We start from the raw sequence: 25156 nt of genomic DNA, 5'->3' as shown, positions 1-25156 counted from the left end.
CAATCGGCCCACCCGTGTCTCAGGATATTTCACGACGGAAAGGAGGCAACGCATTGAGGATCGCCTTGCCGTAGCGCTGGGTGACCAGACGCCGGTCGAGCAAGGTGATGGTGCCGCGGTCTTCTTCGGTGCGCAGCAGACGCCCGCAGGCCTGAACCAGTTTCAGCGAGGCATCGGGCACTGAGATTTCCATGAACGGATTGCCGCCACGCGCCTCAATCCACTCCGACAACGCGGCCTCGACCGGATCATCGGGCACCGAGAACGGAATCTTGGCGATCACCACGTGCTCGCAGTAGGCACCCGGCAAATCGACACCCTCGGCAAAACTGGCCAGCCCGAACAGCACACTGGAATCACCGCCATCGACTCGCGCCTTGTGCTTGTTGAGGGTTTCCTGTTTCGACAGGTTGCCCTGAATGAACACTTGCTTGCGCCAGTCGCGGTCGAGACCGTCGAACACGTCCTGCATTTGCTTGCGCGAGGAGAACAGCACCAGCGTGCCACGGGAACCTTCGACCAGATCCGGCAGTTCGCGAATGATCGCCGCCGTGTGAGCAGCGGCATCGCGCGGGTCGGCCTTCAGGTCCGGCACGCGCAGCACGCCGGCATCGGCATGATGGAACGGGCTCGGCACCACCGCTGTGACAGCTTTTTTCGGCAGGCCGGCGCGCATGCGGAAACGGTCGAAAGTGCCCAGCGCCGTCAGCGTCGCCGAGGTCACCAAGCAGCCGTACGCGACGTTCCACAAACTGCGACGCAAAGTTTCCGCCGCCAGAATCGGGCTGGCGTTGACCTCGATGTCGAACAGCGAACCGCTTTCGGCCAGGGTCAGCCAGCGGGCCATGGGCGGGCTGTCTTCCGGGTCTTCGGCGGTGAACGCGGTCCACAATTCCCAGTTGCCGGAAGCGCGGGACAACAGGCTGCCGAACAGCGGATACCACTCTTCGGCCTGATTGCTGGCGATGCCGATATTGACCTCGCCATCCATGCCTTCCTTGAGCAGATCGGTCAGGCGCTGGAACAGATCGTTAAGGCGCGAATAGCCTTTTTTCAGCTCAATGCCCATTTCGCGCATGTCCTCGGGAATCACCCCGCCGACAAAGCGATGACGCGGGCGCTCGCGGCCTTCGACGTCTTCGCCGGGCTTGAAATCGGCGATCTGCTCGCAGGCGGTGAACATGAACTGCTGTTGGGTCTTGATCTCCCGCGCCAGCTCGGGCACCTGCTCGATCAGCTTGCCGAGATCGCCCGGCAACGGATGCTGAGCCAGCAGTTTGGTCAGGTTCTTGGCAGTGGTTTCCAGCCAGTCGGCGGTGGAGCGCAGGCGCGTGTAATGAGCGAAGTGGCCGATGGCCTTGTCCGGCAGGTGATGGCCTTCGTCGAACACGTAAATGGTGTCGCGCGGGTCCGGCAGCACGGCGCCGCCGCCCAGTGCCAGATCCGCCAGGACCATGTCGTGGTTGGTGACGATCACGTCAACCTTGCCCATGCCTTCGCGGGCCTTGTAGAAGGCGCACTGGCCGAAGTTCGGGCAATGACGGTTGGTGCACTGGCTGTGATCGGTGGTCAGGCGCGCCCAGTCGGCGTCTTCCAGCGCGTTAGGCCAGCTGTCCCGGTCGCCGTCCCATTTATTGCCGGCGAGCTTTTCGATCATGCTGGTGAACAGCTTCTGACTGGCCTCGTCGACTTCAATCTTGAAGCCTTCTTCCTCGAACAACTGCGCGGTGGCGGTTTGCGCGTGGCCTTCCTGCAAGAGCATGTCGAGCTTGGACAGACACATGTAGCGGCCACGGCCCTTGGCCAGGGCGAAGCTGAAATTCAGCCCGCTGTTGCGCATCAGGTCAGGCAGATCCTTGTAGACGATCTGCTCTTGCAGGGCGACGGTCGCGGTGGCAATCACCAGACGCTTTCCGGCCAGTTTCGCCGTAGGGATCGCCGCCAGGCTGTAGGCCACCGTCTTGCCGGTACCGGTGCCGGCTTCCACCGCGACAATCGCGGGGTCGCCACTGCGCCGGCCTTCATCGTCGGTGTCGATATCCCCGAGGACCTTGGCGATTTCGGCGATCATCAGGCGCTGGCCGTAACGCGGCTTGAGGCTCTTGGCCTCTAGAAAACGCGAATAGGCGCCCTGGATCGTGGTTTTGAGTTCAGTGCTGATCATTGAGTGTCGGGCGCAAAACGCTGGATAAATTTTCAGTGGTTTGATTCGGCGGCTATCATACCCCGCTAATCGATCCCGCGCAGAACGGAGTGACCCAATGACACCTTTTAGCCTCGTTTACCCCCTGCATGTCCTTGCCGCTCTGGTGTGGGTCGGCGGTATGTTTTTCGCCTGGATGGTCTTGCGCCCTGCGGCTGTGAAGGCTCTGGACGGCCCCGCTCGCCTGACCCTGTGGGTGGAAGTGTTTCAAGGTTTTTTCCGTTGGGTCTGGGTCGCAGTGATCCTGTTGCCGATCAGCGGCGTGGGCATGCTGCATCTGCAGCAGGTCGGATTTGAAACCGCGCCGAAGTACGTGCAGGTGATGATCGGTTTGTATGTGGTGATGACGGCGCTGTTCATCCGCATTCAGGGGTTGATGCTGCCGGAGTTGCGCAAGGCGGTTGAGGCGAAGGATTGGCCGGCGGGTGCGGCAGTGCTGGGGCGGATTCGCCGGGTGGTGGGGCTCAATCTGCTGGTCGGGTTGGTGCTGGTGGCTGTGGCGGCGGCGAGACCGATGCTCTGAATCGCACTCTTGTTCTGCTGTGAACACAGTTGTGGCGAGGGGATTTCCCCGCTGGGCTGCGTAGCAGTCCCGCTTTTGATTTTTAGAGCGGGGCCGCTTCGCGACCCAGCGGGGATAAATCCCCTCGCCACATAATTTCACTCACCAAAGATCTTCACTCACCAAAGCATTTTATTGATCAGAGAGTGGGTCGCAGTTTTAGAGCCGTTGCACGGTAACCGAACCCGCCGCTCCCTCCGACCCAGGCTGGCCATCCGCGCCGGCCTTGCCGTTCTTGCCGCCGTCAGCGCGGTAGACCAGGCAGCCCTTGGATTTGCCGCCCTTCCCTGCTTTACCACCGACACCCGCCGGGCCGCCCGCACCGCCAGCCACGTTGACCTTGATCAGCTCGGCCGGGAAATCCCGTGGTACGGCGAGGCGCACCAGCGCACCCGGCGCGCCTGGCTGGCCATCGCTGCCGTCACTGCCATCAGCACCGTGGCCGGCCGAGCCATAGGTGCAGCCCGGATCTTCACCGTTGCCGCCATCTAGGCCGACGAAACCCGGCGCGCCCCTGCCGCCACGGGCATCGACCGTCAGTTGCGGCGCGCTCAGGGCCTGAAATTGCAGATTCAGATTGCGCCCGGCCCGGGCCGCTTTTTCATAAGTGCCGGGGGCGCCGCGCGCGGTGATCTGGCTGCCCTCGCTCAATTCAGCGCGCTTGACCTTTACTTCCAGCGCTTGTTCAGCCGGAACGATAGCAATACGTGCTTCATGGCCAAGACGCAGTTCATCGATGTTCAATTCAGTCACGTTGGACGGGATCAGCAAGGTGCCGTAATCGGCGACTTCCAGTTTCTCCAGTTGCAGCGTGCTGGTGGTGTTGGGCAAGCGCATCAAAGAATTGCTTTGCACGTTGACCACCTGGGCGCAGGCCAGTGGACTGATGAATGCAGCGAGCAGGCAGAGTTTACGCATGGGAAGAAGCCTCCGGGGCGGCCGGGGCCGGGATGGTTTGCAGGTGGAAAACGCCGAACAACAGGATGCGGCCACGATCACGCCAAGGGTGCGGACGGCCCTTGAGGCTGCGGTTGCACAGCAGTACTTCGAGTAGATGAATCAGCAACAACAGAGCGCCGGCCAGATTGACCAGCAGATGCAGCGGATGAACAAACGGCACCAGTTGATTGGCCAGTACCACGCAGCAGAACAGCAGGGTCAGCAAACGCCCCAGCCCCCAGAACACCTTCATACGCTCCCCCGTGTTGCGAATTATTCTTTGCACGCACAGTACCGGCTTCTGCGGGGGATAAGCCAGAGGGAAAAATGAAATTTCTACAAACGCCGGGTAAATGGCTGCCGGGCCGATGATTTCGACCCGGCAGCTCTAGTCGGCGGACTACAGACCTTTCCTAACGATTGATATGCAGCTCGACCCGGCGATTTTCCGCGCGACCTTCATCGGTGGCGTTATCGGCGACCGGCTCACTTTCGCCTCGGCCCTCGCTGGTGAGCTTGTTCGGCGCCAGGCCCTGACTGAGCAAGTACGCTGCAACACTGCTCGCGCGCCGCTCGGACAAAGCCTGGTTATAGGCGTCGGAGCCTTTGCTGTCTGTATGCCCGATGACTTTGATGCTGACTACGTCGGCATTGCGCAGCTTGTCCATCAAGGTGTCGAGCTGGGCTTTGGCCGCCGGGGTCAGATCGGACTTGTCGAAATCGAACAGCACGTTGCCGGCATCACTCAAGGTGATCACTTCGGTTTGCGGCGCCGGTTCGACCGGTTTGACTGCCACCGGATATTGCGGCAGCGGGCAGCCACGGTGATCGACTTCGGTGTTTTCCGGTGTGTCCGGGCAGCGGTCGCGGCGGTCGAAGACGCCGTCGCTGTCCTCGTCGCCATCCTGGGCGTAACAGATCAGCCCGCCGGTGACGATACCCAATGCCGCGCCGCCGCCGGCCCAGCCGGCGCTTTCAATGGCGCCAAGACCGCCGCCGACCAGGCCGCCAAGCAGGCTGCAGATCGGCCACGTACGTTGATTGAGGGGGGCGGTGCCATCGCTGTGAGTGGCACAACCGGTGAGCAAGCTGCCTAGCAGCAGCACCGGCAAGACGGACCTTGAGAAAAGACGCATTTGTGAACGCTCCTGTGTACCGGCCCATACCGGTTACACAGGAGTAAAGACCCGCATCCGCGACTGCACAAGCCGCGGATGCGAGAGGGGCTAGCGGACGATTTTGATTTCGGTGCGACGGTTCTGCGCACGACCATCAGCCGACTTGTTGTCAGCCACAGGCTGGCTTTCACCAAGGCCCGACACCGAAACGAAGCTGGCACGTGGCACGCCCTGCTGGATCAGGTATTCCACCACCGAGTGCGCACGACGATCCGACAGTTTCTTGTTGTAGGCATCGCTGCCAACACTGTCGGTGTGACCGGTCACGGTCAGTTGCGCGGTAGAGGATTCCTGTTTCAGGCGATCGGCGACCTTGTCCAGCACTTGCTTGTCAGGGCCGGTCAGCGTGGCTTTGTCGAACTCGAAATGCACATCACGAATGACGATGGTTTCCTCCTTGACCACAACCGCTTCTTCGACCACTGGCGCAGGCGTCGGTGGCGGGCAACCGTCAGCATCGACCTGCACGCCTTTAGGCGTACCCGGGCACTTGTCGCGACTGTCCGGCACGCCATCGCCGTCTTCATCACCATCACCGTGCACCCAGCAATAGGCCGCTGCCGTACCGCCGACAATCAGTGCACCATAACCGGCCCACGAAGCGCTTTCCGTCGCGCCGAGACCGGCACCGACCACACCACCGACCGCCGCACAGGTCGGCCAGTCGGTTTTCTGCAAACCTGCACAACCAGTCAACACACTGGTTAGCAGAACCAAGGGTAATGCTGTCCGAACTATGCTCATCTAGTTTTCTCCTGAGGGATCGGCTTAAAACCGATTCAGGGAGTAAAGACCGGAGTTTTAATCTCCGCCAGCAATAGGCCACCGCTGTTTGCGACCGTGTTCACAGGGGGTTGCCTCTTTGGGCGAAAACCGCCGCCACCGGGCGCTTTGCCGACGCGGTCTGGCAGGCTAGTCTTGGCGGTCTGACTGAGGAGCTTCGATGAACGCCGCCATTTCTTCGCGCACGCCACAACAGGCGCTGGCCGCTTTGCTGGATCGCTACGCCCCGGCCCGACTGCTGCTGATCGGCGCCAGCGAATTTCCCGCCTTGAGCGCTTTCAAGGACGCGCATCCGGACACCGTGGTCGCTCATGCCGCGCCCGGCGCGTTGCCCGCCGAATTGGCTGCGCAACGCTTCGATCTGGCGCTGGTAGTCGATTGCCTGGAACATTTGCCCAAACGCGATGGCCTGAACCTGTTGGGCGGCATCCGCAATCTCAACGCCAGTCGCATCGCGGTGCTGGCGGATCTGGCGGCCAGCGGCTGGCAGGAAACCGATTTCTATTCGCTGGCCCTGCAGGCCAGCGAGCGTTTTCAGCGCGACGCGCAGGTGCTGACCCTGTTCACCTACGATCTGCTTGACTACAAACAAGTCCCCGACTGGCTCAATTCACGCTTCTGGGCCAATCCGGAAAACTTCGGGAAATACTGGTGGTAATGCAATGAGTACAGCCATTTGCCCTTGCGGCAGCGGCAATCTGCTGGATGCCTGCTGCGGCCCTTATCACGACGGCCACCCGGCACCGTGTGCCGAAGCCTTGATGCGTTCGCGCTACAGCGCTTATGTGCTGGGGCTGGTCGATTATCTGGTGGCGACCACCCTGCCCGCGCAACAGGCGGGACTGAATCGACAATCGATCAGCGACTGGAGTGCGCAAAGCACTTGGCTCGGCCTTGAGGTTGAAAGCTCGGAAGTGTTCGGCGGCCAGCCGGAACACGCCTTTGTCACCTTCACCGCGCGCTGGCATGACAGCCAAGGCGAGCACAGCCATCGCGAGCGCTCCTCGTTTGTGCAGAACGGCGGGCGCTGGTACTTCATCGATCCGACGGTGCAGATGAAGCTGGGGCGCAATGACGGCTGCCCGTGTGGCAGCGGGCAGAAGTTCAAGAAGTGTTGTTCGGGTTATTTCGGCGCTTGAGCTGAAGATCAAAAGATCGTCCGATCGCGGCCCGAGCCTTCGGCCGCTCCTACACGGGATTAGCCGAAGGCTGAAATCTTTTAAGGTCTAGACTGGGCACAAAGGGAGTCAATTTCATGCTCGGTCATCGGCGCACATTACATTTTCTGCTGTTGATGCTGATCGTAAACCTCGGCGGCTGTGCCTCGTGGTTCAGCGACGACAGCGTCGAGCCTGCCGTACATCTGGTGAAAGTCGAGGTGGTGCGGGCCAAGCTGCTTGAGCAGAAATTCATCCTGCACTTTCGCGTCGACAATCCCAACGACAGCGATCTGACCGTGCGCGGCCTCGAATACCGGATTCACCTGGCCGACATGCTGCTCACCGAGGGCGAGCACGAACACTGGTTTACCGTGGGGCCAAAGCGCAGCGCTTACTTCAAAGTGCCGATCCGCACCAACCTGTGGCCGAAGGTCAAACACGTGGTGAAACTGCTGAAAAATCCGAACCAGCAGATTCCCTATCGATTGCAGGGGGAAATGGAAACCGGTTTATTCATCGCCCACTACGTGCACCTTGAGCGCAATGGCGTGATAATCCCCGCCGATCTAACTCCGGAGTGACCTCGATGACCCAGCAACCCCATGTCCATGGCCCTGACTGCAACCACGATCATGACCACCATCACGATCACGACCATGGCCATGTCCACGGCCCGAACTGCGGCCACGCCCACCAGGAACCAGTGCGCAACGCCCTGAAAGACGTCGGCCGCAACGACCCTTGCCCATGCGGCAACGGCAAGAAATTCAAGAAGTGCCACGGCGCTTGATGTCACTGGCGAAGGTCTTCTTCGCCTGACCTGCCGCCTTCGCGAGCAAGCTCGCTCCCACAGTGACCGCGTACCGATCTCCTGTAGGAGTGAGCCTGCTCGCGATGGGGCCGGCACCTCCAACATTGTTGGCGCCTGACACACCGCTTTCGCGAGCAGGCTCGCTCCCACAGGGATCGCGTTTCATCTGAAGAAATATGGTCACTGTGGGAGCGAGCCTGCTCGCGAAGGCGGCGGCGCCTCCACTACAAAACTTCAGCCTGCCGCCAAAACCTGCACACTACTGACCACCGTCGCATACTCCCCATGCAGATTGCCCAGCGACATCCCGTGCACCTCTTCAGCGGTACGCGGTGTGCCGAAATAATCGGCCTTGTCGAAGGTAAAACATGCATTCTCTGCCACCCATGTGTCGAACCCCAGGTTGCCCGCAGTGCGCGCCGTCGACTCAACCGAGTTATTGGTCGCCACACCAACGATGATCAATTGCCCGATCCCAGCCTCACGCAACTGCGCCTCCAGCCCATTGACACAAAACGCATCCGGTACCTGTTTCTGAATCAGCCATTCCTCGTCCCGAGGAACAAATCGCTCTTGAAACTCCACCCCCTCCTGCTCCGGCCAGAACACCGAATCAGGTGAGCGCGACAAGTGCTGCACGTGAATCACCGGGCGCCCGCGCAGGCGCCACAGCGCCAATAACTCAAGCATTCTTTCCTCGGCCTGAGGATTATTCCGCCGCCCCAGACGCGGATGCAGAATGCCTTTCTGCTGGTCGATGATGATCAGCGCAACGTTGCTTTGAAGCTCCATAGCGATCTTTCTCCTGACAGGTCTCGGGACTCATTCCGCAGTTCAACATCAGCGCTTTCCCACAAGCAACTGTCACACCTCTGACCGATCAGCCGACAACTGCATAAATAACCACTCGCCCCGCTTGCGCGGCCCTCGCGCCGTCACTAACGTAGCGGCTTTATTGCGCCCCCAGCCTTATACCCCCGCAGGAGCTTCGCCATGGCCTCGCCAGCCCTTACACATTTTCTTCCCCGGTTCGGCGTTGCCGCAGCAGTGGCCGGTGTTCTCGGCCTGTCCGGTTGCCAAACCTGGAACGCCCAGGACAGCCTGCCGCCGACCTCCGGCGTGCAACCGCTCAAGGGCCTGGCGCAGAACGTTTCGGTGCGGCGCAATGCGATGGGCATGCCGCTGATCGAAAGCAACAGCTTCCATGACGCGCTGTTCAGCCTCGGTTACGTCCACGCCAGCGACCGTATCAACCAGATGGTCACCCTGCGCCTGTTGGCCCAGGGCCGGCTGGCGGAAATGTCCGGCGCGTCGATGCTCGATGCCGACCGCTACATGCGCGCGGTCAATCTGAAGAAGAGCGCCGGCGAGCTGTACAAGGCCTCGTCGCCACGGCTCAAGCGCTTCTTCGAGGTGTATGCACGGGGCGTCAACGCCTACCTGTTCCGCTACGCCGACAAATTGCCGGGCGACCTCGCCGCCAGCGGTTACAAGCCCGAATACTGGAAACCGGAAGATTCGGCGCTGATTTTTGCCCTGCTGAATTTCAGCCAGTCGGCCAACCTGCCGGAGGAAATCCAGTCGCTGGTGCTCGCGCAAACCGTGACCACTGACAAACTCGCCTGGCTGAGCCCGTCGGCGCCTGATGAAAACCTGCCAGTGGCTGAAGCCGACAAACTGCAAGGCCTCAAGCTCAACGGGCAGATTCCGGGGCTGACGGAACTGAGCAGCGCCAGCCAGCAACTGTCGGCGCTGAACCTGCTCGCCACGCCGACTGCGAACAATTGGGCGATTGCCCCGCAACGCAGCCGCAGCGGCAAAAGCCTGCTGGCCAGCGATGCGCACGGGCCACTGGCCGCGCCGTCGTTGTGGAGTTTCGTGCAGATACGTGCGCCGAAATATCAGGCGGCCGGCGTCACGGTTGCCGGTCTGCCGATGGTGCTCGGCGGCTTCAACGGCAAAGTGGCGTGGAGCATGACCAGCGTGCTCGGCGATAACCAGGATCTGTTCCTCGAAAAAATCCGCCGTCAGGGCAGCAGCCTCACTTATGAAGTCAACGGCAAATGGCAGCCGCTGGGTGTGCGCAACGAAACCTACTTCGTCAAAGGCCAGCGACCGATTCGCGAAGCCGTTTACGAAACCCGCCACGGCGCGCTGCTCAACAGTGCCCAGGCAGCGGCGCAGGGCAGCGGTTTCGGCCTCGCCCTGCAGACGCCAAGCTTCACTGACGACAAAACTCTGGATGCCTTCTTCGACCTGACCCGCGCGCAGAACGTCGAGCGCGCCTCGGACGCCAGCCGCGAAATCCGCGCCATCACCCTGAATCTGGTCTTTGCCGATGCGAGCAATATCGGCTGGCAAGTCACCGGGCGCTTCCCCAACCGTCGCGAAGGCGAAGGTCTGCTGCCCTCGCCGGGCTGGGACGGTCGCTACGACTGGGACGGTTACGCCGACCCGATGCTGCACCCCTACGATCAGGACCCGGCACAAGGCTGGCTCGGCACCGCCAACCAGCGCGTCATCCCCGACGGCTACGGCATGCAGTTGTCGAAATCCTGGGCGGCACCGGAGCGCGGCGAACGCTTGGCGGAAATGGCTGGCAGCGGCAAGCACGACAGCCGCAGCGTGATCGCCATGCAGTACGACCAGACCACCACGTTCGCCGCCAAGCTGAAAAAAGTCTTTGAAGCGCCGGGCATGAAGCAACCGCTGAAACAGGCGATCGACGCCCTGCCGGAAGCCGAACGCAGCAAGGCGCGCGAAGCCTTCACGCGCTTGATGGCGTTCGACGGCAAGCTCAGCCCGACCTCGGCGGATGCGGCGATTTATGAACTGTTTCTGCAGGAAAGCATGAAGCAGATCTTCCTCGATGAACTGGGTCCTGAATCGAGCCCGGCGTGGAAGGCCTTTGTCGCCAATGGCGATCTGTCCTACGCGGCGCAGGCCGATCATCTCTTGGGACGTGAGGACAGTCCGTTCTGGGATGACCTGCGCACGCCGCAGAAGGAAGACAAAGCGGTGATTCTCGCCCGCAGTCTCGCTGCAGCGATTACAGCGGGAGACAGCCAGCTGGGCGGCGATCATCGCGCCTGGCAGTGGGGCAAATTGCATAGCTATGCGTGGAAAAACAGCAACGGTCAGACTGTGCGCGGGCCGCTGGCGGCTGGAGGCGATCACACCACGCTGAACAGCTCGGCGTTTGCCTGGGGCCAGGACTTCGTCACCACGCGCGCGCCGTCGATGCGCTTTATCGTCGACTTCGGCCAGAGCGAGCCACTGATGGCGCAGAACGGTACGGGGCAGTCGGGCAATCCACTGAGTCCGAACTACCTGAACGGGATCGATGCGTGGCTGAAAGGTCAGTACATCGGCCTGCCGATGCAGCCGCAGAACTTTGATCGGGTGTATGGCAAGACCCGTTTGACCCTGACGCCCGGGAAATAGAGCAAAGATCAACAGCCCCTCACCCTAGCCCTCTCCCGGAGGGAGAGGGGACTGATTGGGGGATGCTTGGGTCTTGCGCCGACCTGAAAGAGAGACAGTGAATCCAACATTGGATCAGGCTCAAGGCTGTGCCGGATCCATATTCAACTCGGTCCCCCAGGTCGATGTACCTCACCAGATACCTCGGTCGGCCCCCTCTCCCTCTGGGAGAGGGCTGGGGTGAGGGTAGCGCTTTAAAGCCGATCGAACTTCCAGCCTTACGCCCGCCTCATAGCTAACAAGCCCCCCATTCCGGTCACGACATGGATCTTGTTATTGCCCGACCTGAAGGTCTCTACTGCCCCGCCGGGGATTTCTATATCGATCCGTGGCGGCCGGTCGAGCGTTCGGTGATCACCCATGCCCATGGCGATCACGCGCGCACCGGTAATCAGCACTACCTGTCGAGCAGCGCCAGCGCCGGGATTCTGCGCGCGCGTCTGGGTCAGGACATCCAGTTGCAAACACTCGACTACGGCCAGCGCCTGACCCACCACGGCGTGACCTTGAGTTTTCACCCCGCCGGGCATGTCCTCGGTTCAGCGCAAGTGCGCCTTGAATACGGCGGCGAAGTCTGGGTCGCATCGGGGGATTACAAGGTCGAGCCGGATGGCACCTGCACCCCATTCGAACCGGTGCGCTGCCACACCTTCATCACCGAATCGACCTTCGGCCTGCCGATCTATCGCTGGCAGCCGCAGGCGCAGATCTTCGCCGAGATCAATCAGTGGTGGGCGGCCAATATCGCCGCCGGCAAGGCCAGCGTGCTGTTCTGCTACTCCTTCGGCAAGGCGCAGCGGATTCTCCACGGCATCGACGAAACCCTCGGGCCGATCCTCAGCCATGGCGCGGTCGAACCGCTGAACCGCGTCTACCGCGATGCCGGCGTGTACCTGCCGCCGACGGTCTATGCGGGCGACGTGAAAAAAAGCGATCCGATCATGCGCCAGGCGCTGGTCATTGCTCCGCCGTCAGCAGGCGGCAGTACCTGGATGCGTCGTTTTGGCGAGTTCAGCGATGCCTTTGCCAGCGGCTGGATGCGCCTGCGCGGGACCCGGCGGCGGCGCGGCGTCGATCGCGGTTTCGTCCTTTCCGATCACGCCGACTGGCCCGGCCTGCTGTGGGCGATCAACCAGACCGGCGCGGAACGGGTGATGGTCACCCACGGCTCGATCGGCGTGCTCGTGCGCCATCTGCGGGAACAGGGCCTCGATGCACAAGGCTTCACCACCGAATACGGCGATGACGAAGACGACAACATCGCCACCGAACCCACCGTTGCCGAGACATCGCCATGAAAGCCTTCGCCGAGTTATATGCCGAACTCGACGCCACCACGTCGAGCAACGCCAAGCTGGCGGCGATGCAGGCGTACTTCGCGCAGGCCGCGCCGGAAGATGCCGCATGGGCGGTGTATTTCCTCTCCGGCGGGCGGCCGCGACAACTGGTACCGGTGCGCATCCTCCGTGAGCTGGCGGTCGCAGTGTCGGGACTGGAGCCATGGCTGTTCGAAGAAAGCTACCAAGCCGTCGGCGATCTGGCCGAGACCATTTCTCTGGTGCTGCCAGAAAATTCCCACAGCTCCGAGGCCGGTCTTGCCGAATGGATCGAAGATAAGCTGCTGCCACTTCGCGGCGAAACGCCGGAGTATCTGGCGCGCCAGTTGCCAATGTTGTGGGCACAACTGGACCGGCCGAGCCTGATGCTGTGCATCAAGCTGATCACCGGCAGTTTCCGTGTTGGCGTGTCGAAGTTGCTGGTCACCCGCGCCCTCGCCTCAATGGCCGGGCTCGACAGCAAACGCGTGGCCCAGCGCCTGGTCGGGTACACCGATCTGTCGAACCGGCCCAACGCCGCGAGTTATTTGAAACTCATCGCCCCGGAGTCCGCCGACGAACACGCCCAGCGCGGCGGCCAGCCCTACCCGTTCTTTCTTGCCCACGCCTTGGCGCAACCGGTCGAGGAATTCGAAGCTCTGCTCGGCCCCGCCAGCGACTGGCAGGTGGAATGGAAGTGGGACGGTATTCGTGCGCAAGTGGTCAAGCGCGACGGCAAGCTGTGGGTGTGGTCGCGCGGCGAGGAACTGGTGACCGAGCGCTTCCCCGAATTCGATGTGCTCGTGCACGGCTTGCCCGACGGCACAGTGATCGACGGCGAAATCGTCGTGTGGAAGAGCACCCATCCGACCACCGAAGATGCCTTCGATCCGCATTCCGATGAGCCGCCGGCCGTGCAACCGTTCGCCCTGCTGCAACAACGCATCGGTCGCAAGACGCTCGACAAGAAGATTCTCGAAGAAGTGCCGGTGGTGGTGCTGGCTTACGATCTGCTGGAATGGCAGGGCGAAGACTGGCGCAACCAGCCACAGGTCAAGCGCCGTGCGCAACTCGAAGAGGTGATCGCGCGCTGCAACAGCCCGGTACTGCTGCCCTCCCCGGTATTGACCGGCGAGGACTGGTTCGACCTTGGCCGCCAGCGCGAAGCGTCGCGCAAACTCGGCGTCGAAGGCATGATGCTCAAGGCGCGCGATTCGCTGTATGGCGTCGGCCGGACCAAGGACATGGGCGTGTGGTGGAAGTGGAAGGTCGATCCGTTCAGCGTCGACGCGGTACTGATTTATGCCCAGCGTGGACACGGCCGTCGCGCCAGTCTGTACAGCGATTACACCTTCGCCGTGTGGGACGGCCCGCCGGAATCCAGCCAGCGCTCACTGGTGCCTTTTGCCAAGGCGTATTCGGGGCTGACCGATGAAGAAATGCGCCAGGTCGACAGCATCGTGCGCAAGACTACGGTGGAAAAATTCGGCCCGGTGAGCAGCGTGAAACCGAGCCTGGTGTTCGAGCTCGGCTTCGAAGGCATCGCCCTGTCGCGCCGACACAAGAGCGGCATCGCCGTGCGTTTCCCGCGCATGCTGCGCTGGCGCAAGGACAAGACCGTCGAAGAAGCCGACAGCCTCGCTACTCTGCAAGACTTGTTGGCCTGATTCATTCTCGACACATCGCAGAATCCTGTGGCGAGGGGATTTATCCCCGCTGGGCTGCGCAGCGGCCCCCAGCAATTTCCCCCTGAAATCGTGCACTCAGGTTTTTGCGCCTGCTGCGCAGCCGATCGGGGATAAATCCCCTCGCCACAGTTTTTCCCTGCTCTGAGCCACGCGCTTGAACCGAAACAGTGCATGCAAACAGCTATGCCCGTTTCCGGGCATTCAACTACCCTTGCCTCTCTGCACTCGACCTTTTAAAACACCTGTTCGGCACTCTGGTTCGGAAATTGCTACTTTCTACAGGTCGTAAGCGTTGCAGTAACAATAATTCTGCGCCACAAGCGCTCATATTGGTTCTTAGGGATTGAATAATGAAAAAAGCATTGCTGACCCTTTCTGCACTGGCGTTGTGCATGGCCGCCGGCTCCGCGCTGGCCAAGGAATACAAAGAGCTGCGCTTTGGCGTTGACCCTTCGTACGCACCGTTCGAGTCGAAAGCGGCCGATGGCAGCCTGGTCGGGTTCGATATCGATCTGGGCAACGCGATCTGCGCCGAACTGAAGGTCAAGTGCAAATGGGTCGAAAGCGATTTCGACGGCATGATTCCGGGCCTCAAGGCCAACAAATTCGACGGCGTGATCTCGTCGATGACCGTGACCCCGGCGCGCGAGAAGGTCATCGACTTCTCCAGCGAACTGTTTTCCGGCCCGACCGCTTACGTGTTCAAGAAAGGCTCCGGCCTGAGCGCAGACGTCGCGTCGCTGAAGGGCAAGACCGTTGGCTATGAGCAAGGCACCATTCAGGAAGCCTACGCCAAAGCCGTGCTGGACAAGGCCGGTGTGAAAACCCAGGCCTATCAGAACCAGGATCAGGTGTACTCCGACCTGACCTCCGGCCGCCTCGACGCCGCCATCCAGGACATGCTGCAAGCCGAACTGGGCTTCCTCAAGTCGCCGAAAGGCGAAGGTTACGAAGTCAGTCAGCCGGTCGACAGCGAATTGCTGCCGTCGAAAACCGCTATCGGTATCAAGAAAGGTAACACTGAGCTGAAAGCACTTTTGGATAAAGGTATCAAAGCGTTACACGACGACGGCAAATACGCCGAGATTCAAAAGAAACACTTTGGCGACCTGAATCTGTACAGCGGCAAATAATGCCCCGGCGCCCATCCCCGATGGGCGCCTTTTCCATCCGCTCAGGTTGCTGATTTATGTTTGAAACCCTCCTGCAAAATCTGGGGCTGGCCTCGTTCAGTCTGCAGGGCTTCGGCCCGTTGCTGCTGCAAGGCACCTGGATGACCATCAAATTATCGGCGATGTCGCTGCTGGTGGCCGTGTTGCTCGGCCTGCTCGGCGCCAGTGCCAAACTGTCGAAAGTCAAACTGGTGCGCCTGCCCGCGCAGCTCTACACCACGCTGATTCGCGGCGTGCCGGATCTGGTGCTGATGCTGTTGATCTTCTACAGCCTGCAAACCTGGCTGACGTCGCTCACCGATTACATGGAATGGGAATACATCGAAATCGACCCGTTCAGCGCCGGCGTGCTGACGCTGGGCTTCATTTATGGCGCGTATTTCACCGAGACCTTCCGTGGCGCCATCCTCGCGGTGCCGCGTGGTCAGGTCGAAGCCGCCACCGCGTATGGCCTCAAACGTGGCCAGCGTTTTCGCTTTGTGGTGTTTCCGCAAATGATGCGCTTCGCCCTGCCGGGCATCGGCAACAACTGGATGGTCATGCTCAAGGCCACCGCGCTGGTGTCGATCATTGGCCTCGCCGATCTGGTCAAGGCAGCGCAGGACGCCGGTAAAAGCACTTATCAACTGTTCTACTTTCTGGTCCTTGCCGCATTGATCTATCTGCTGATCACCAGTGCTTCGAACTTCATCCTGCGCTGGCTCGAACGCCGCTACGCCGCCGGTGCCCGGGAGGCCGTACGATGATCGAACTTCTCCAGGAATATTGGCGCGCCTTCCTTTATACCGACGGCCAGAACATCACCGGGCTGGCGATGACGATGTGGCTGCTGACCGCCTCGATCTGCATCGGCTTCGTCGTCTCGATCCCATTGTCGATCGCCCGCGTCTCGCCGCACTTCTACGTTCGCTGGCCGGTGCAGTTCTACACCTACCTGTTCCGTGGCACGCCGCTGTATATCCAGTTGCTGATCTGCTACACCGGCATCTACAGCCTCGCCGCCGTGCGCGAACAGCCGATCCTCGACAGTTTCTTTCGCGACGCGATGAACTGCACGATCCTCGCTTTCGCGCTCAATACCTGCGCGTACACCACGGAGATTTTTGCCGGGGCGATTCGCAGCATGAACCACGGCGAAGTCGAAGCGGCCAAGGCTTATGGCCTGACCGGCTGGAAGCTGTACGCCTACGTGATCATGCCGTCGGCCTTACGCCGTTCGTTGCCTTACTACAGCAACGAAGTGATCCTGATGCTCCATTCGACCACCGTGGCGTTCACCGCGACCATTCCCGATATCCTGAAAGTCGCGCGGGATGCCAACTCGGCGACCTTCCTGACCTTCCAGTCGTTCGGCATCGCCGCGCTGATCTACCTGACCATTACTTTTGCGCTGGTCGGTCTGTTCCGCCTTGCCGAACGCCGCTGGCTGGCCTTCCTCGGGCCGACTCACTAGCATCGGTTTGACAATAAAGAGATAACAATGCGCCACCAGATTCATGACTTGCTGGCCCCGCTGCCGGGGACCGCACGGCAGATTCACAGTTTCCACTTCGGCTCACAGCAGGCCAAGGGCAAGGTGTACATTCAGGCCTCGCTGCATGCCGACGAACTGCCCGGCATGCTGGTCGCCTGGCACCTGAAACAGCGTCTGGCCGAGCTGGAAGCCGCCGGCCGCCTGCGCAGCGAAATCGTCCTCGTGCCGGTGGCCAACCCGGTCGGCCTCGAACAAGTGCTGATGGACGTGCCGCTGGGCCGTTACGACCTGGAGAGTGGGCAGAACTTCAATCGCTGGTTCGTCGACCTCAGCGAAGAAATCGGCAACGCCATCGAAGGCCAGTTGGACGACGATGCGCAGCACAACCTCGAACTGATCCGCACCAGCCTGCGCGACGCCCTCGCCCGCCAGACGCCGGCCACACAACTGCAATCCCAGCGTTTGACCCTGCAACGCCTGGCCTGCGATGCCGACATGGTGCTGGACTTGCATTGCGACTTCGAATCGGTGGTGCACCTGTACACCACGCCCGAGGCGTGGCCACAGGTCGAGCCCTTGGCGCGCTACATGGAAGCGCAGGCTAGCCTGCTTGCTACCGATTCCGGCGGGCAGTCATTCGACGAGTGCTTCACCCTGCTCTGGTGGCAACTGCGCGAGCGCTTCGGCGAGCACTTCGAGATTCCGCTGGGCAGCTTCTCGGTGACCGTCGAATTGCGCGGCCAGGGCGACGTCAACCACCCGCTGGCCAGCCGCGATTGTCAGGCGCTGATCGATTATCTGATCCAGTTCGATGCCATCGTCGGCGAGACCAAGCCGCAACCGCCACTGCCGTACCCTCCCACGCCGCTGGCCGGGGTCGAACCGGTGACCACGCCAGTCGGCGGCCTGCTGGTGTACTGCGCGACACCCGGCCAATACCTGGAAGCCGGCCAGCAGATCGCCGAAATCATCGACCCGGTCCACGACAAGGTCACCCCCATTCATTGCACCGCCGCCGGCCTGCTGTATGCGCGCTCGCTGCGGCGCATGGCCACTGCCGGCATGGTCATCGCCCACGTCGCGGGCGCCGAAGCCTATCGCAGCGGCTACCTACTTTCGCCTTGAGGATGCTCGTCCATGTACAAACTGACCGTTGAAGGCCTGCACAAAAGCTATGGCGATCATCAGGTGCTCAAAGGCGTTTCGCTCAAGGCCAAAACCGGCGACGTGATCAGCCTGATCGGCGCCAGCGGCTCGGGCAAAAGCACCTTTTTGCGCTGCATCAATTTCCTCGAGCAACCGAATGACGGCGCCATGAGCCTCGATGGCCAGGCGATCCGCATGGTCACCGACCGCCACGGCATGCACGTCGCCGACGCCGATGAACTGCAACGCCTGCGCACGCGGCTGGCGATGGTGTTCCAGCATTTCAACCTGTGGAGCCACATGACCGTGCTGGAAAACATCACCATGGCCCCGCGCCGGGTGCTCGGTTGCAGCAAACAGGAAGCCGAGGATCGCGCCCGACGTCATCTGGACAAAGTCGGCTTGCCGGCGCGGGTCGCCGATCAATACCCGGCGTTTCTCTCCGGCGGCCAGCAACAGCGCGTGGCGATCGCCCGGGCACTGGCGATGGAACCGGAAGTGATGCTGTTCGACGAACCGACCTCGGCACTCGACCCGGAACTGGTCGGCGAAGTGCTGAAAGTAATTCAGGGCCTGGCCGAGGAAGGCCGGACGATGATCATGGTCACCCATGAAATGAGTTTTGCGCGGAAGGTGTCGAATCAGGTGCTGTTTCTGCATCAGGGTCTGGTGGAAGAAGAAGGCGCGCCGGAAGACGTGCTGGGCAATCCCAAGAGTGAACGCCTGAAGCAATTCCTCAGCGGCAACCTTAAATAAGGTTGGCACCCAACCCTGTGTGGGAGCGAGCCTGCTCGCGAAAGCGGTTTATCAGTCGACATCAATGTTGAATGTGACATCGCATTCGCGAGCAGGCTCGCTCCCACGGGGGAATCCATCGACCGACAAAGTTAAACTTGTCCCCCCGCTTCGCTGTCTCTGAAACAACACCTCCAGAGCGCACGCAGCCGGCATGGCGAAATCCCCCGACTTTGCAAAAACCTGGTTCAGCGCCCGCGACTGGAAGCCGTTCGCCTTTCAGAAACAGGTGTGGGCGGCGGTGAAAAACGGCGAGTCCGGCTTGCTCCACGCCAGCACCGGCGCCGGCAAAACTTATGCGGTATGGTTTGCTGCGCTCAACCGCTTCGCCCGCCCGCAACCGCCCGTGGCTACACCGCGCAAACGCAAACCGCCGGCCGAACCGCTGACGGTGCTGTGGATCACGCCGATGCGCGCCCTCGCCGCCGATACCGCCCGCGCTTTACAAAGCCCGGTCGATGAATTGCAGATTCCGTGGAGCATCGGCCTGCGCACCGGCGACACCAGCAGCAGCGAACGCGCCCGTCAGGGCCGGCGTTTGCCGACGACGCTGATTACCACCCCGGAAAGCCTGACTCTGTTGCTCGCCCGCGCCGATGCGCGCACGGCGTTGTCGACCCTGCGCATGATCGTCGTCGATGAATGGCACGAGTTGCTCGGCAACAAACGCGGCGTGCAACTGCAACTGGCCCTCGCTCGCCTGCGGCATTGGCAGCCGGAACTGATCGTTTGGGGCGTTTCCGCCACCCTCGGTAATCAATCCCACGCCGAGCAAGTGCTGATCCCACAGGGCGGCGGCGTCAGTGTTCAAGGCAAAAGCGAAAAAACCCTGCAGGTCGACACCCTTCTCCCACCGGCCATCGAGCGTTTTCCCTGGGCCGGCCACATTGGTCTGAAGATGCTGCCGCAGGTGGTGGCCGAACTCGACGTCTGCGCCAGCAGCCTGGTGTTCACCAACACCCGCGCACAATCGGAGATCTGGTATCAGGCGCTGCTGGAAGCGCGGCCGGACTGGGCCGGGTTGATCGCGCTGCATCACAGCTCACTGTCCCGCGATACCCGCGACTGGGTCGAGCAGGCATTGAAGAATGGCCAATTGAAAGCGGTGGTCTGCACCTCAAGCCTGGACTTGGGAGTGGATTTCCTGCCGGTCGAGCGCGTACTGCAAATCGGCTCGGCGAAAGGCGTCGCACGTTTGATGCAACGTGCCGGCCGTTCCGGTCACGCACCGGGGCGCACCTCGCGGGTGACGCTGGTACCGACCCACAGCCTGGAGCTGATCGAAGCGGTCGCCGCACGCGATGCCGTCGAGCAACGACGCATCGAGCCGCGTCTGTCACCGCACAAGCCGCTGGATGTGCTGGTCCAGCATTTGGTCAGCATGGCCCTTGGCGGTGGCTTTATTCCTGAAGACTTGTACGAAGAAGTCCGTGGTGCCTGGGCTTATCGTGACCTGACAGCGGCAGACTGGGCCTGGGCGCTGGCGTTCGTACGCCATGGCGGGATGTCTCTTACAGCGTATCCGGATTACCGCCGGGTAGAGCCGGACGAACACGGCGTCTGGCGTGTGCCGGATGCGCGTCTGGCGCGGCGCCATCGCATGAGCATCGGCACCATCGTCAGCGACGCGAGCATCAACCTGAAATTCTGGAGCAAGGGTGGTGGCGGTAAACAGCTGGGCAGCGTCGAGGAAGGCTTTATCGCGCGACTGAAACCCGGCGATGGTTTCCTCTTCGCCGGGCGCTTGCTGGAGCTGGTGCGGGTGGAAAACATGACCGCCTACGTCAAACGCAGCACCGCAAAAAAAGCCGCCGTGCCGCGCTGGAATGGCGGGCGCATGCCGTTATCCAACGAACTGGCCGAAGCAGTGGTGACGCGCTTCAGCGCCGCTGCTCAAGGTCAGTTCAACGGCCCGGAAATGCACGCGCTGCGGCCGCTGCTGGAGACGCAGATACGCTGGTCCGGCTTGCCCACCACGGAAAATCTGCTGGCCGAGGTACTGAAATCCCGCGAAGGCTGGCATCTTTTCCTCTATCCGTTCGCCGGGCGCCAAGTGCATCTGGGACTGGCGAGCCTGCTGGCGTGGCGCGTAAGTCAGCGGCAACCGCTGACCTTCTCGATTGCCGTGAATGATTACGGCCTGGAACTGCTCAGCGCCACACCGGTGGATTGGGCCGCGCATCTCGACGCTCACCTGTTCAACGCCGATGACTTGTTGCTGGATGTGCTGGCCAGCCTCAATGCCGGTGAGCTGGCGTTGCGCCGCTTCCGCGAAATCGCGCGGATCGCCGGGCTGGTGTTCGCCGGGTATCCGGGCGCACCAAAGAGTACCCGCCAGGTGCAGGCGTCGAGTGGCTTGTTTTTCCAGGTGTTCAAACAATACGACGCCGACAATCTGCTCTTGGCCCAGGCCGGGGAAGAAGTCCTACGCGAGGAACTGGATATTCGTCGTCTGGAACAGACACTGGAGCGCATCAATCAGATGAAACTGGACGTGCATCAGGTTAAACGTCCTACACCACTGGGCTTTCCGCTGCTGGTGGAGCGGATGCGCGAGAGCATGAGTTCGGAAAAGCTGGCTGACAGGATCAGAAGAATGGTCGGTGACCTGGAAAAAACCGCTGATAACGGAAAATCGTCGTGAGTGCGTACCCGGTGTGTTTGGCCGGTGAGGAGTTGTGGTTGCTGCCGGAGAAAGCGCTGTATTGGCCAGCGCAGGAAGCATTGCTGATCGCCGATGTGCATTTCGGTAAAGCGGCGGCCTATCGCAGCCTCGGCCAGCCGGTGCCGCATGGCACGACGGCGAGCAACATCGAGGTAATCGACGCGTTGCTGGCGCGGTTGCCGTGTCGCCAGTTGATTTTTCTCGGTGATTTCCTGCATGGGCCTGGCTCACATGTCCCGACCACATTGAATGCGCTGGCAGAGTGGCGAGCGCGCCACGCTGACCTGCCGATGACGCTGATTCGCGGCAACCACGACAAACGCGCGGGCGACCCGCCGGCCTCGCTGAATATCCGCGTAGTGCCAGAGCCGCTGTTACTCGGGCCGTTTGCCTTGCAGCATGAGCCCGATGCGCATCCGGAACGGCACGTGCTCGCCGGCCACGTGCACCCGGTCTATCGGCTGCATGGCAAAGGTCGGCAGAGTCTGCGTCTGGCTTGTTTCAGACTCGGTGAGCGCATCAGCCTGATGCCGGCATTCGGTGCGTTTACCGGCGGCTATCAGGTCGAGCGCGACGACAGTTGCAAAGTCTTCGTGATCGGCGACAACGAAATATGGCCCGTCAGCTAGATCGCAAATCGATCAGGCTGACGGGCCATATTCATCACAGTCGGTCAGGCAACAGGCGCCGGCGGCGGCTCGTCCGGCAGGGTCGGTTCGCCTGGTTCGGTCGGTTGTTCGTTGGGAGTATCGGGATCGGGCTGGCCGGGCACGCCGCCGGACAGGCTCAAAGACGGATTCGCCAGTAACGACCAGGCCAGAACGCCTATCTGATTGGGCTCAAGCCTTGCCAGTTCAGCGCTGATTCGCGGGTCGATCTTCATAGGGCACTCCTCAGTGAAGGCCCGAATCTGTGTGTAACAAAAACGGGCAGTACACCCCATAGAGTGTCTGCCCGCCAAAGAATTCCCGACATCCGTCGGATGGTCGATCAGGTACGCGGCAAGGTTACGCCACGCTGGCCCTGATATTTGCCGCCACGATCCTTGTAGGAAACTTCACATTCTTCATCGGATTCGAGGAAGAGCATCTGCGCCACACCTTCGTTGGCGTAGATTTTCGCCGGCAGGTTGGTGGTGTTGGAAAATTCCAGGGTCACATGACCTTCCCACTCAGGCTCGAGCGGAGTGACGTTGACGATGATGCCGCAGCGCGCGTAGGTGCTTTTACCCAGGCAGATGGTCAGCACGTTGCGCGGAATGCGGAAGTACTCGACGGTGCTGGCCAGGGCGAAGGAGTTCGGCGGAATGATGCAGACATCGCTGTGGATGTCGACGAAGCTGCCGGCGTCGAAGTTCTTCGGGTCGACAATGGCCGAGTTGATGTTGGTGAACACCTTGAAGTGGTTGGTGCAACGCACATCGTAGCCGTAGCTCGACACGCCGTAGGAAATCACCCGGCTGTCGTCGCTGCCGCGCATCTGGCGCTCGACGAACGGTTCGATCATGCCGTGTTCCTGCGCCATGCGGCGAATCCACTTGTCCGATTTGATGCTCATGGCGGGTTTGTCCTGAATAGCGAGGTGGAAAAATTCTGTCCGGCATCTTACCGGGCGCGTCGCCGCGATCAAAGTGCGCAACGCAATTCTCGGCGAACACCCCGTATTTACGCGCTGTGGCGACGAACCGTCGCACCGCCGATCCCTAAAACACAGAATCCTTTGCAAGAAACATTGGCACGTTCCGGAAAAAGGGTTAAGGTGGCGTCACTGTGTTGCTTGTGTCACTGAGAATCTCTACACGATATGTTGAATTTCGATCCAACCATCTACAAGAATTTTTCCTGCTCTTTGCACTCAGTCTCGGCCAGGGTTCTTCCTGAGTCGCAGTTATCTTTGTTCAAGGAGTTACACCATGTCTAATCGCCAAACCGGTACCGTTAAGTGGTTCAACGATGAAAAAGGCTTCGGCTTCATCACTCCACAATCCGGTGACGACCTGTTCGTTCACTTCAAAGCTATCCAATCCGACGGCTTCAAAAGCCTGAAAGAAGGCCAACAGGTTTCTTTCATCGCTACCCGCGGTCAGAAAGGCATGCAAGCTGAAGAAGTACAAGTTATCTAACTTGTAGCTTCTTTAGAAAAGAGCCCCGCCCTTAAAAGCGGGGCTTTTTTGTGGGCGCCTGTTTTGTTCAGGCAAAAAAATCGCAGCCCAAAGGCTGCGATTTTTTGTGTGTGTCTTTACCAGGCCACGCCAAACCCTGCGGTATAACGGGTCTTGTTCAGATCCGCATCGTTGGTGCCGCTGATGATGTCGCGCTCGGCCTTGAGGTTGAGCGAAGCCCAGTCGGTAACCTTGTAGCGCAGGCCCAGCTCGGCATCCAGTGCATAATCGGCAACGCCCGACAGCGGCTTGCCGACTTCGCCATTGGTGAAGAACTCGACCTTCTTGCCGATCAGGTAGCGGTTGTAGTCCCACTTCATCGCGACGGAATAGAAGTTGTCCTTGCTGCCATCGCGATACTCGTAATCGGTGCGGTTGAGCAACGAGCCCAGCGAGAACGCGCCGAGTTCGTCGTCCCAGAACTGGTAGCCCGGACCGGTACCGACCACGCGCTGACGCGCCAGCTCTTCGATGTGATCACGCTTGTAGTTGATGCGTCCCTGCCAGAACCACTGATCGGTGAGGAAGCGGTCGAGGGAGTATTCGGCGCGCCAGTTGTTGGTGGTGGTTTCCGCATCCTGGACTTCGCGGTTGTACTCGCCCTCGCCGGTATGCCGCCAGCGGCCATGGCGAGCAGAAGTCTTGAAGGCAACGTCGTAATCGTCGGTGTCCTTTTCGGCGCGCTGATAGTCCAGCGCCAGATCGACGTTGCCCTTCCACACCAGGTCGGTGACGATCGGCTTGGGCTTGAGTATCTGCTGAATGCTCGCCAATTCGACAGTCTTCGGCTCCTCGCCGTTGGCCAGGGTGACCTTGCCATCGTCGGCCGCGGTGAGCGACTTCGACACTTCGCCGGCATAGGCGTCCTGCTTGACCAGCAGATGCTGATCGCTGTCGAGGGTCTTGACCTCTTTCCAGTCAATCGCCACTGCGCCGGCGTATTTGGTCTGGATCAACAGCTTGCCGCCGTCGAATACCGTGATAGTGCCACTCAGCTTGTCGCCGTTTTTCAACCAGACGGTGTCGGCAAGCAGGGGCGTGGACGCGCTGAAAACAGCAAGGCACAACAGGGTTCTGGGGAACATAAGCAGATCGGGGGCTCGGAGTTGGCGAAAAGGGTCGGCATTATCCGTAGGATTTTGCCCATGACAAGGACTGACCGGACTATTTCAATTGAGTTCATTTCTCAATTGCGCCACGAGCGATTACCCTTGTCGCCATCATCACGCCAATGCTCAGGAGCCGCGTACGTGAAAGACCCGCTCGACAGCGTCGAAAATGATGCGCAAATCCGACGCACGGCACTCTACTCGACGCTCGCGCAAGTGCCTGAAGGCAAAGTCGTCAGTTATGGCCAGTTGGCCGAACTTGCCGGGCTGGGCCGCGCCGCGCGCTGGGTCGGGCGGACTTTGAGCCAGTTGCCTGGCGACACCAGGCTGCCCTGGCACCGCGTACTCGGCGCCGGCGGGCGCATCAGTCTGCCGGTCGGCAGCCCCTCCGGTGATGAACAACGTGCGCGATTGCGTATGGAAGGCATCACCGTCCAGAACAATCGTGTGGATATTCGGCGCCATGGCTGGCGTCCGGTAGAGCACAGCGGTTAGAGTGCGCGCTTTGTTT

Annotated in this window: 26 protein-coding genes; 17 read left to right on the top strand and 9 right to left on the bottom strand. The window is 60.9% G+C overall.

Annotation, left to right across the window (positions count from 1 at the left end; genetic code table 11):
- Positions 1 to 19: 19 nt before the first annotated feature.
- Positions 20 to 2164, bottom strand: a complete 2145-nt coding sequence (dinG, locus tag OK411_RS07095) for an ATP-dependent DNA helicase DinG (RefSeq protein WP_024011911.1) — start codon at positions 2162 to 2164, stop codon at positions 20 to 22.
- A gap of 97 nt (positions 2165 to 2261) precedes the next feature.
- On the opposite strand from dinG, the gene OK411_RS07090 reads away from it, so the two are divergent.
- Positions 2262 to 2726: a CopD family protein gene (locus OK411_RS07090; protein ID WP_016771373.1), complete on the top strand. Its 465-nt coding sequence runs from the start codon at positions 2262 to 2264 to the stop codon at positions 2724 to 2726.
- Between the two features lie 198 nt (positions 2727 to 2924).
- On the opposite strand, the gene OK411_RS07085 is transcribed toward OK411_RS07090, so the two are convergent.
- From OK411_RS07085 to OK411_RS07070, 4 genes are all read right to left on the bottom strand, one after another.
- Positions 2925 to 3683 carry a collagen-like protein gene (locus tag OK411_RS07085; protein ID WP_016771374.1) on the bottom strand — a complete coding sequence of 253 codons (759 nt, stop codon included), beginning with the start codon at positions 3681 to 3683 and terminating at the stop codon, positions 2925 to 2927.
- Entirely contained in the window at positions 3676 to 3957 is a 282-nt protein-coding gene (locus OK411_RS07080) for a DUF1145 domain-containing protein (RefSeq protein WP_016771375.1), read from the bottom strand. The genes OK411_RS07085 and OK411_RS07080 overlap by 8 nt, the downstream gene beginning before the upstream one ends.
- A gap of 160 nt (positions 3958 to 4117) precedes the next feature.
- Entirely contained in the window at positions 4118 to 4840 is a 723-nt protein-coding gene (locus OK411_RS07075) for an OmpA family protein (protein WP_071174596.1), read from the bottom strand.
- A 90-nt stretch (positions 4841 to 4930) separates the two neighbouring features.
- A complete protein-coding gene (locus OK411_RS07070) occupies positions 4931 to 5626 on the bottom strand; it encodes an OmpA family protein (protein ID WP_016770616.1) in 696 nt (231 codons plus the stop codon).
- A 199-nt stretch (positions 5627 to 5825) separates the two neighbouring features.
- On the opposite strand from OK411_RS07070, the gene OK411_RS07065 reads away from it, so the two are divergent.
- The 4 genes from OK411_RS07065 (at position 5826) to OK411_RS07050 (ending at position 7615) form a co-directional block, all read left to right on the top strand.
- Complete coding sequence (locus OK411_RS07065) at positions 5826 to 6323, top strand: DUF6231 family protein (protein WP_071174595.1); 498 nt, start codon at positions 5826 to 5828, stop codon at positions 6321 to 6323.
- A gap of 4 nt (positions 6324 to 6327) precedes the next feature.
- Positions 6328 to 6804, top strand: a complete 477-nt coding sequence (locus OK411_RS07060; RefSeq protein WP_071174594.1) for a YchJ family protein — start codon at positions 6328 to 6330, stop codon at positions 6802 to 6804.
- Between the two features lie 116 nt (positions 6805 to 6920).
- Positions 6921 to 7406 (top strand): LEA type 2 family protein, encoded by a 486-nt coding sequence (locus tag OK411_RS07055; RefSeq protein ID WP_122505749.1) that lies wholly within the window; start codon positions 6921 to 6923, stop codon positions 7404 to 7406.
- A gap of 5 nt (positions 7407 to 7411) precedes the next feature.
- Positions 7412 to 7615, top strand: coding sequence for an SEC-C metal-binding domain-containing protein (locus tag OK411_RS07050; protein ID WP_003198420.1), 204 nt, complete (start codon positions 7412 to 7414; stop codon positions 7613 to 7615).
- 255 nt (positions 7616 to 7870) lie between these two features.
- On the opposite strand, the gene OK411_RS07045 is transcribed toward OK411_RS07050, so the two are convergent.
- A complete protein-coding gene (locus OK411_RS07045; RefSeq protein WP_264364625.1) occupies positions 7871 to 8428 on the bottom strand; it encodes a cysteine hydrolase family protein in 558 nt (185 codons plus the stop codon).
- Between the two features lie 201 nt (positions 8429 to 8629).
- Between OK411_RS07045 and OK411_RS07040 the strand changes: the two genes are divergently transcribed.
- From OK411_RS07040 to pdeM, 10 genes are all read left to right on the top strand, one after another.
- Complete coding sequence (locus OK411_RS07040; protein ID WP_136492081.1) at positions 8630 to 11080, top strand: penicillin acylase family protein; 2451 nt, start codon at positions 8630 to 8632, stop codon at positions 11078 to 11080.
- 302 nt (positions 11081 to 11382) lie between these two features.
- Positions 11383 to 12417: a ligase-associated DNA damage response exonuclease gene (locus OK411_RS07035; protein ID WP_125918038.1), complete on the top strand. Its 1035-nt coding sequence runs from the start codon at positions 11383 to 11385 to the stop codon at positions 12415 to 12417.
- Positions 12414 to 14102 (top strand): ATP-dependent DNA ligase, encoded by a 1689-nt coding sequence (locus OK411_RS07030; RefSeq protein ID WP_217879437.1) that lies wholly within the window; start codon positions 12414 to 12416, stop codon positions 14100 to 14102. Before OK411_RS07035 ends, OK411_RS07030 begins: the two co-directional genes overlap by 4 nt.
- A 371-nt stretch (positions 14103 to 14473) precedes the next feature.
- Positions 14474 to 15256 (top strand): transporter substrate-binding domain-containing protein, encoded by a 783-nt coding sequence (locus tag OK411_RS07025; RefSeq protein WP_024011901.1) that lies wholly within the window; start codon positions 14474 to 14476, stop codon positions 15254 to 15256.
- 56 nt (positions 15257 to 15312) lie between these two features.
- Complete coding sequence (locus OK411_RS07020; RefSeq protein ID WP_016771383.1) at positions 15313 to 16041, top strand: ABC transporter permease; 729 nt, start codon at positions 15313 to 15315, stop codon at positions 16039 to 16041.
- Positions 16038 to 16748, top strand: coding sequence for an ABC transporter permease (locus OK411_RS07015; protein WP_130912856.1), 711 nt, complete (start codon positions 16038 to 16040; stop codon positions 16746 to 16748). Before OK411_RS07020 ends, OK411_RS07015 begins: the two co-directional genes overlap by 4 nt.
- 27 nt (positions 16749 to 16775) lie before the next feature.
- On the top strand, positions 16776 to 17894 hold the full coding sequence (locus OK411_RS07010) for a succinylglutamate desuccinylase/aspartoacylase family protein (RefSeq protein WP_264364624.1): 1119 nt from the start codon (positions 16776 to 16778) through the stop codon (positions 17892 to 17894).
- Between the two features lie 12 nt (positions 17895 to 17906).
- The gene (locus OK411_RS07005) at positions 17907 to 18671 is read left to right on the top strand and encodes an ABC transporter ATP-binding protein (protein WP_264364623.1); all 765 of its coding nucleotides are present in this window, start codon (positions 17907 to 17909) and stop codon (positions 18669 to 18671) included.
- Between the two features lie 193 nt (positions 18672 to 18864).
- Positions 18865 to 21354: a ligase-associated DNA damage response DEXH box helicase gene (locus OK411_RS07000; RefSeq protein WP_264364622.1), complete on the top strand. Its 2490-nt coding sequence runs from the start codon at positions 18865 to 18867 to the stop codon at positions 21352 to 21354.
- Positions 21351 to 22004, top strand: coding sequence for a ligase-associated DNA damage response endonuclease PdeM (gene pdeM / locus OK411_RS06995; RefSeq protein WP_413694507.1), 654 nt, complete (start codon positions 21351 to 21353; stop codon positions 22002 to 22004). The genes OK411_RS07000 and pdeM overlap by 4 nt, the downstream gene beginning before the upstream one ends.
- Before the next feature lie 44 nt (positions 22005 to 22048).
- Here pdeM and OK411_RS06990 read toward each other — a convergent pair whose 3' ends face one another.
- The gene (locus OK411_RS06990) at positions 22049 to 22258 is read right to left on the bottom strand and encodes a hypothetical protein (protein WP_016771389.1); all 210 of its coding nucleotides are present in this window, start codon (positions 22256 to 22258) and stop codon (positions 22049 to 22051) included.
- Positions 22259 to 22365: 107 nt separating this feature from the next.
- Positions 22366 to 22932, bottom strand: coding sequence for a dCTP deaminase (dcd, locus tag OK411_RS06985; protein WP_007940589.1), 567 nt, complete (start codon positions 22930 to 22932; stop codon positions 22366 to 22368).
- Between the two features lie 355 nt (positions 22933 to 23287).
- Here dcd and OK411_RS06980 point away from each other — a divergent pair, with 355 nt between their 5' ends.
- Positions 23288 to 23497 carry a cold-shock protein gene (locus OK411_RS06980; RefSeq protein ID WP_002554837.1) on the top strand — a complete coding sequence of 70 codons (210 nt, stop codon included), beginning with the start codon at positions 23288 to 23290 and terminating at the stop codon, positions 23495 to 23497.
- Between the two features lie 116 nt (positions 23498 to 23613).
- Here the strand turns inward: OK411_RS06980 and OK411_RS06975 are convergent, their stop codons facing one another.
- Entirely contained in the window at positions 23614 to 24621 is a 1008-nt protein-coding gene (locus tag OK411_RS06975; protein ID WP_016771390.1) for a DUF481 domain-containing protein, read from the bottom strand.
- A gap of 165 nt (positions 24622 to 24786) precedes the next feature.
- Here OK411_RS06975 and OK411_RS06970 point away from each other — a divergent pair, with 165 nt between their 5' ends.
- Positions 24787 to 25140, top strand: a complete 354-nt coding sequence (locus OK411_RS06970; protein WP_071174585.1) for an MGMT family protein — start codon at positions 24787 to 24789, stop codon at positions 25138 to 25140.
- Positions 25141 to 25156 lie beyond the last annotated feature (16 nt).

It is taken from the genome of Pseudomonas sp. RG1, assembly GCF_025910115.1.
Lineage (GTDB): Bacteria > Pseudomonadota > Gammaproteobacteria > Pseudomonadales > Pseudomonadaceae > Aquipseudomonas > Aquipseudomonas atacamensis.
Note: the sequence above shows the minus strand (reverse complement) of the source record. Positions and strands in the feature narration are given on the sequence as shown.

Coding starts and splice junctions, on each gene's coding strand:
- OK411_RS07025 (WP_024011901.1), top strand. CDS start 14,474: ATGAAAAAAGCATTGCTGACCCTTTCTGCACTGGCGTTGTGCATGGCC.
- OK411_RS07070 (WP_016770616.1), bottom strand. CDS start 5,626: ATGAGCATAGTTCGGACAGCATTACCCTTGGTTCTGCTAACCAGTGTG.
- OK411_RS07005 (WP_264364623.1), top strand. CDS start 17,907: ATGTACAAACTGACCGTTGAAGGCCTGCACAAAAGCTATGGCGATCAT.
- OK411_RS07080 (WP_016771375.1), bottom strand. CDS start 3,957: ATGAAGGTGTTCTGGGGGCTGGGGCGTTTGCTGACCCTGCTGTTCTGC.
- OK411_RS07085 (WP_016771374.1), bottom strand. CDS start 3,683: ATGCGTAAACTCTGCCTGCTCGCTGCATTCATCAGTCCACTGGCCTGC.
- OK411_RS07090 (WP_016771373.1), top strand. CDS start 2,262: ATGACACCTTTTAGCCTCGTTTACCCCCTGCATGTCCTTGCCGCTCTG.
- OK411_RS07050 (WP_003198420.1), top strand. CDS start 7,412: ATGACCCAGCAACCCCATGTCCATGGCCCTGACTGCAACCACGATCAT.
- OK411_RS07000 (WP_264364622.1), top strand. CDS start 18,865: ATGGCGAAATCCCCCGACTTTGCAAAAACCTGGTTCAGCGCCCGCGAC.
- OK411_RS06975 (WP_016771390.1), bottom strand. CDS start 24,621: ATGTTCCCCAGAACCCTGTTGTGCCTTGCTGTTTTCAGCGCGTCCACG.
- OK411_RS07065 (WP_071174595.1), top strand. CDS start 5,826: ATGAACGCCGCCATTTCTTCGCGCACGCCACAACAGGCGCTGGCCGCT.
- OK411_RS07045 (WP_264364625.1), bottom strand. CDS start 8,428: ATGGAGCTTCAAAGCAACGTTGCGCTGATCATCATCGACCAGCAGAAA.
- OK411_RS07030 (WP_217879437.1), top strand. CDS start 12,414: ATGAAAGCCTTCGCCGAGTTATATGCCGAACTCGACGCCACCACGTCG.
- OK411_RS07075 (WP_071174596.1), bottom strand. CDS start 4,840: ATGCGTCTTTTCTCAAGGTCCGTCTTGCCGGTGCTGCTGCTAGGCAGC.
- OK411_RS07010 (WP_264364624.1), top strand. CDS start 16,776: ATGCGCCACCAGATTCATGACTTGCTGGCCCCGCTGCCGGGGACCGCA.
- OK411_RS07060 (WP_071174594.1), top strand. CDS start 6,328: ATGAGTACAGCCATTTGCCCTTGCGGCAGCGGCAATCTGCTGGATGCC.
- OK411_RS07055 (WP_122505749.1), top strand. CDS start 6,921: ATGCTCGGTCATCGGCGCACATTACATTTTCTGCTGTTGATGCTGATC.
- dinG (WP_024011911.1), bottom strand. CDS start 2,164: ATGATCAGCACTGAACTCAAAACCACGATCCAGGGCGCCTATTCGCGT.
- OK411_RS07020 (WP_016771383.1), top strand. CDS start 15,313: ATGTTTGAAACCCTCCTGCAAAATCTGGGGCTGGCCTCGTTCAGTCTG.
- OK411_RS07035 (WP_125918038.1), top strand. CDS start 11,383: ATGGATCTTGTTATTGCCCGACCTGAAGGTCTCTACTGCCCCGCCGGG.
- dcd (WP_007940589.1), bottom strand. CDS start 22,932: ATGAGCATCAAATCGGACAAGTGGATTCGCCGCATGGCGCAGGAACAC.
- OK411_RS07040 (WP_136492081.1), top strand. CDS start 8,630: ATGGCCTCGCCAGCCCTTACACATTTTCTTCCCCGGTTCGGCGTTGCC.
- OK411_RS07015 (WP_130912856.1), top strand. CDS start 16,038: ATGATCGAACTTCTCCAGGAATATTGGCGCGCCTTCCTTTATACCGAC.
- OK411_RS06990 (WP_016771389.1), bottom strand. CDS start 22,258: ATGAAGATCGACCCGCGAATCAGCGCTGAACTGGCAAGGCTTGAGCCC.
- OK411_RS06980 (WP_002554837.1), top strand. CDS start 23,288: ATGTCTAATCGCCAAACCGGTACCGTTAAGTGGTTCAACGATGAAAAA.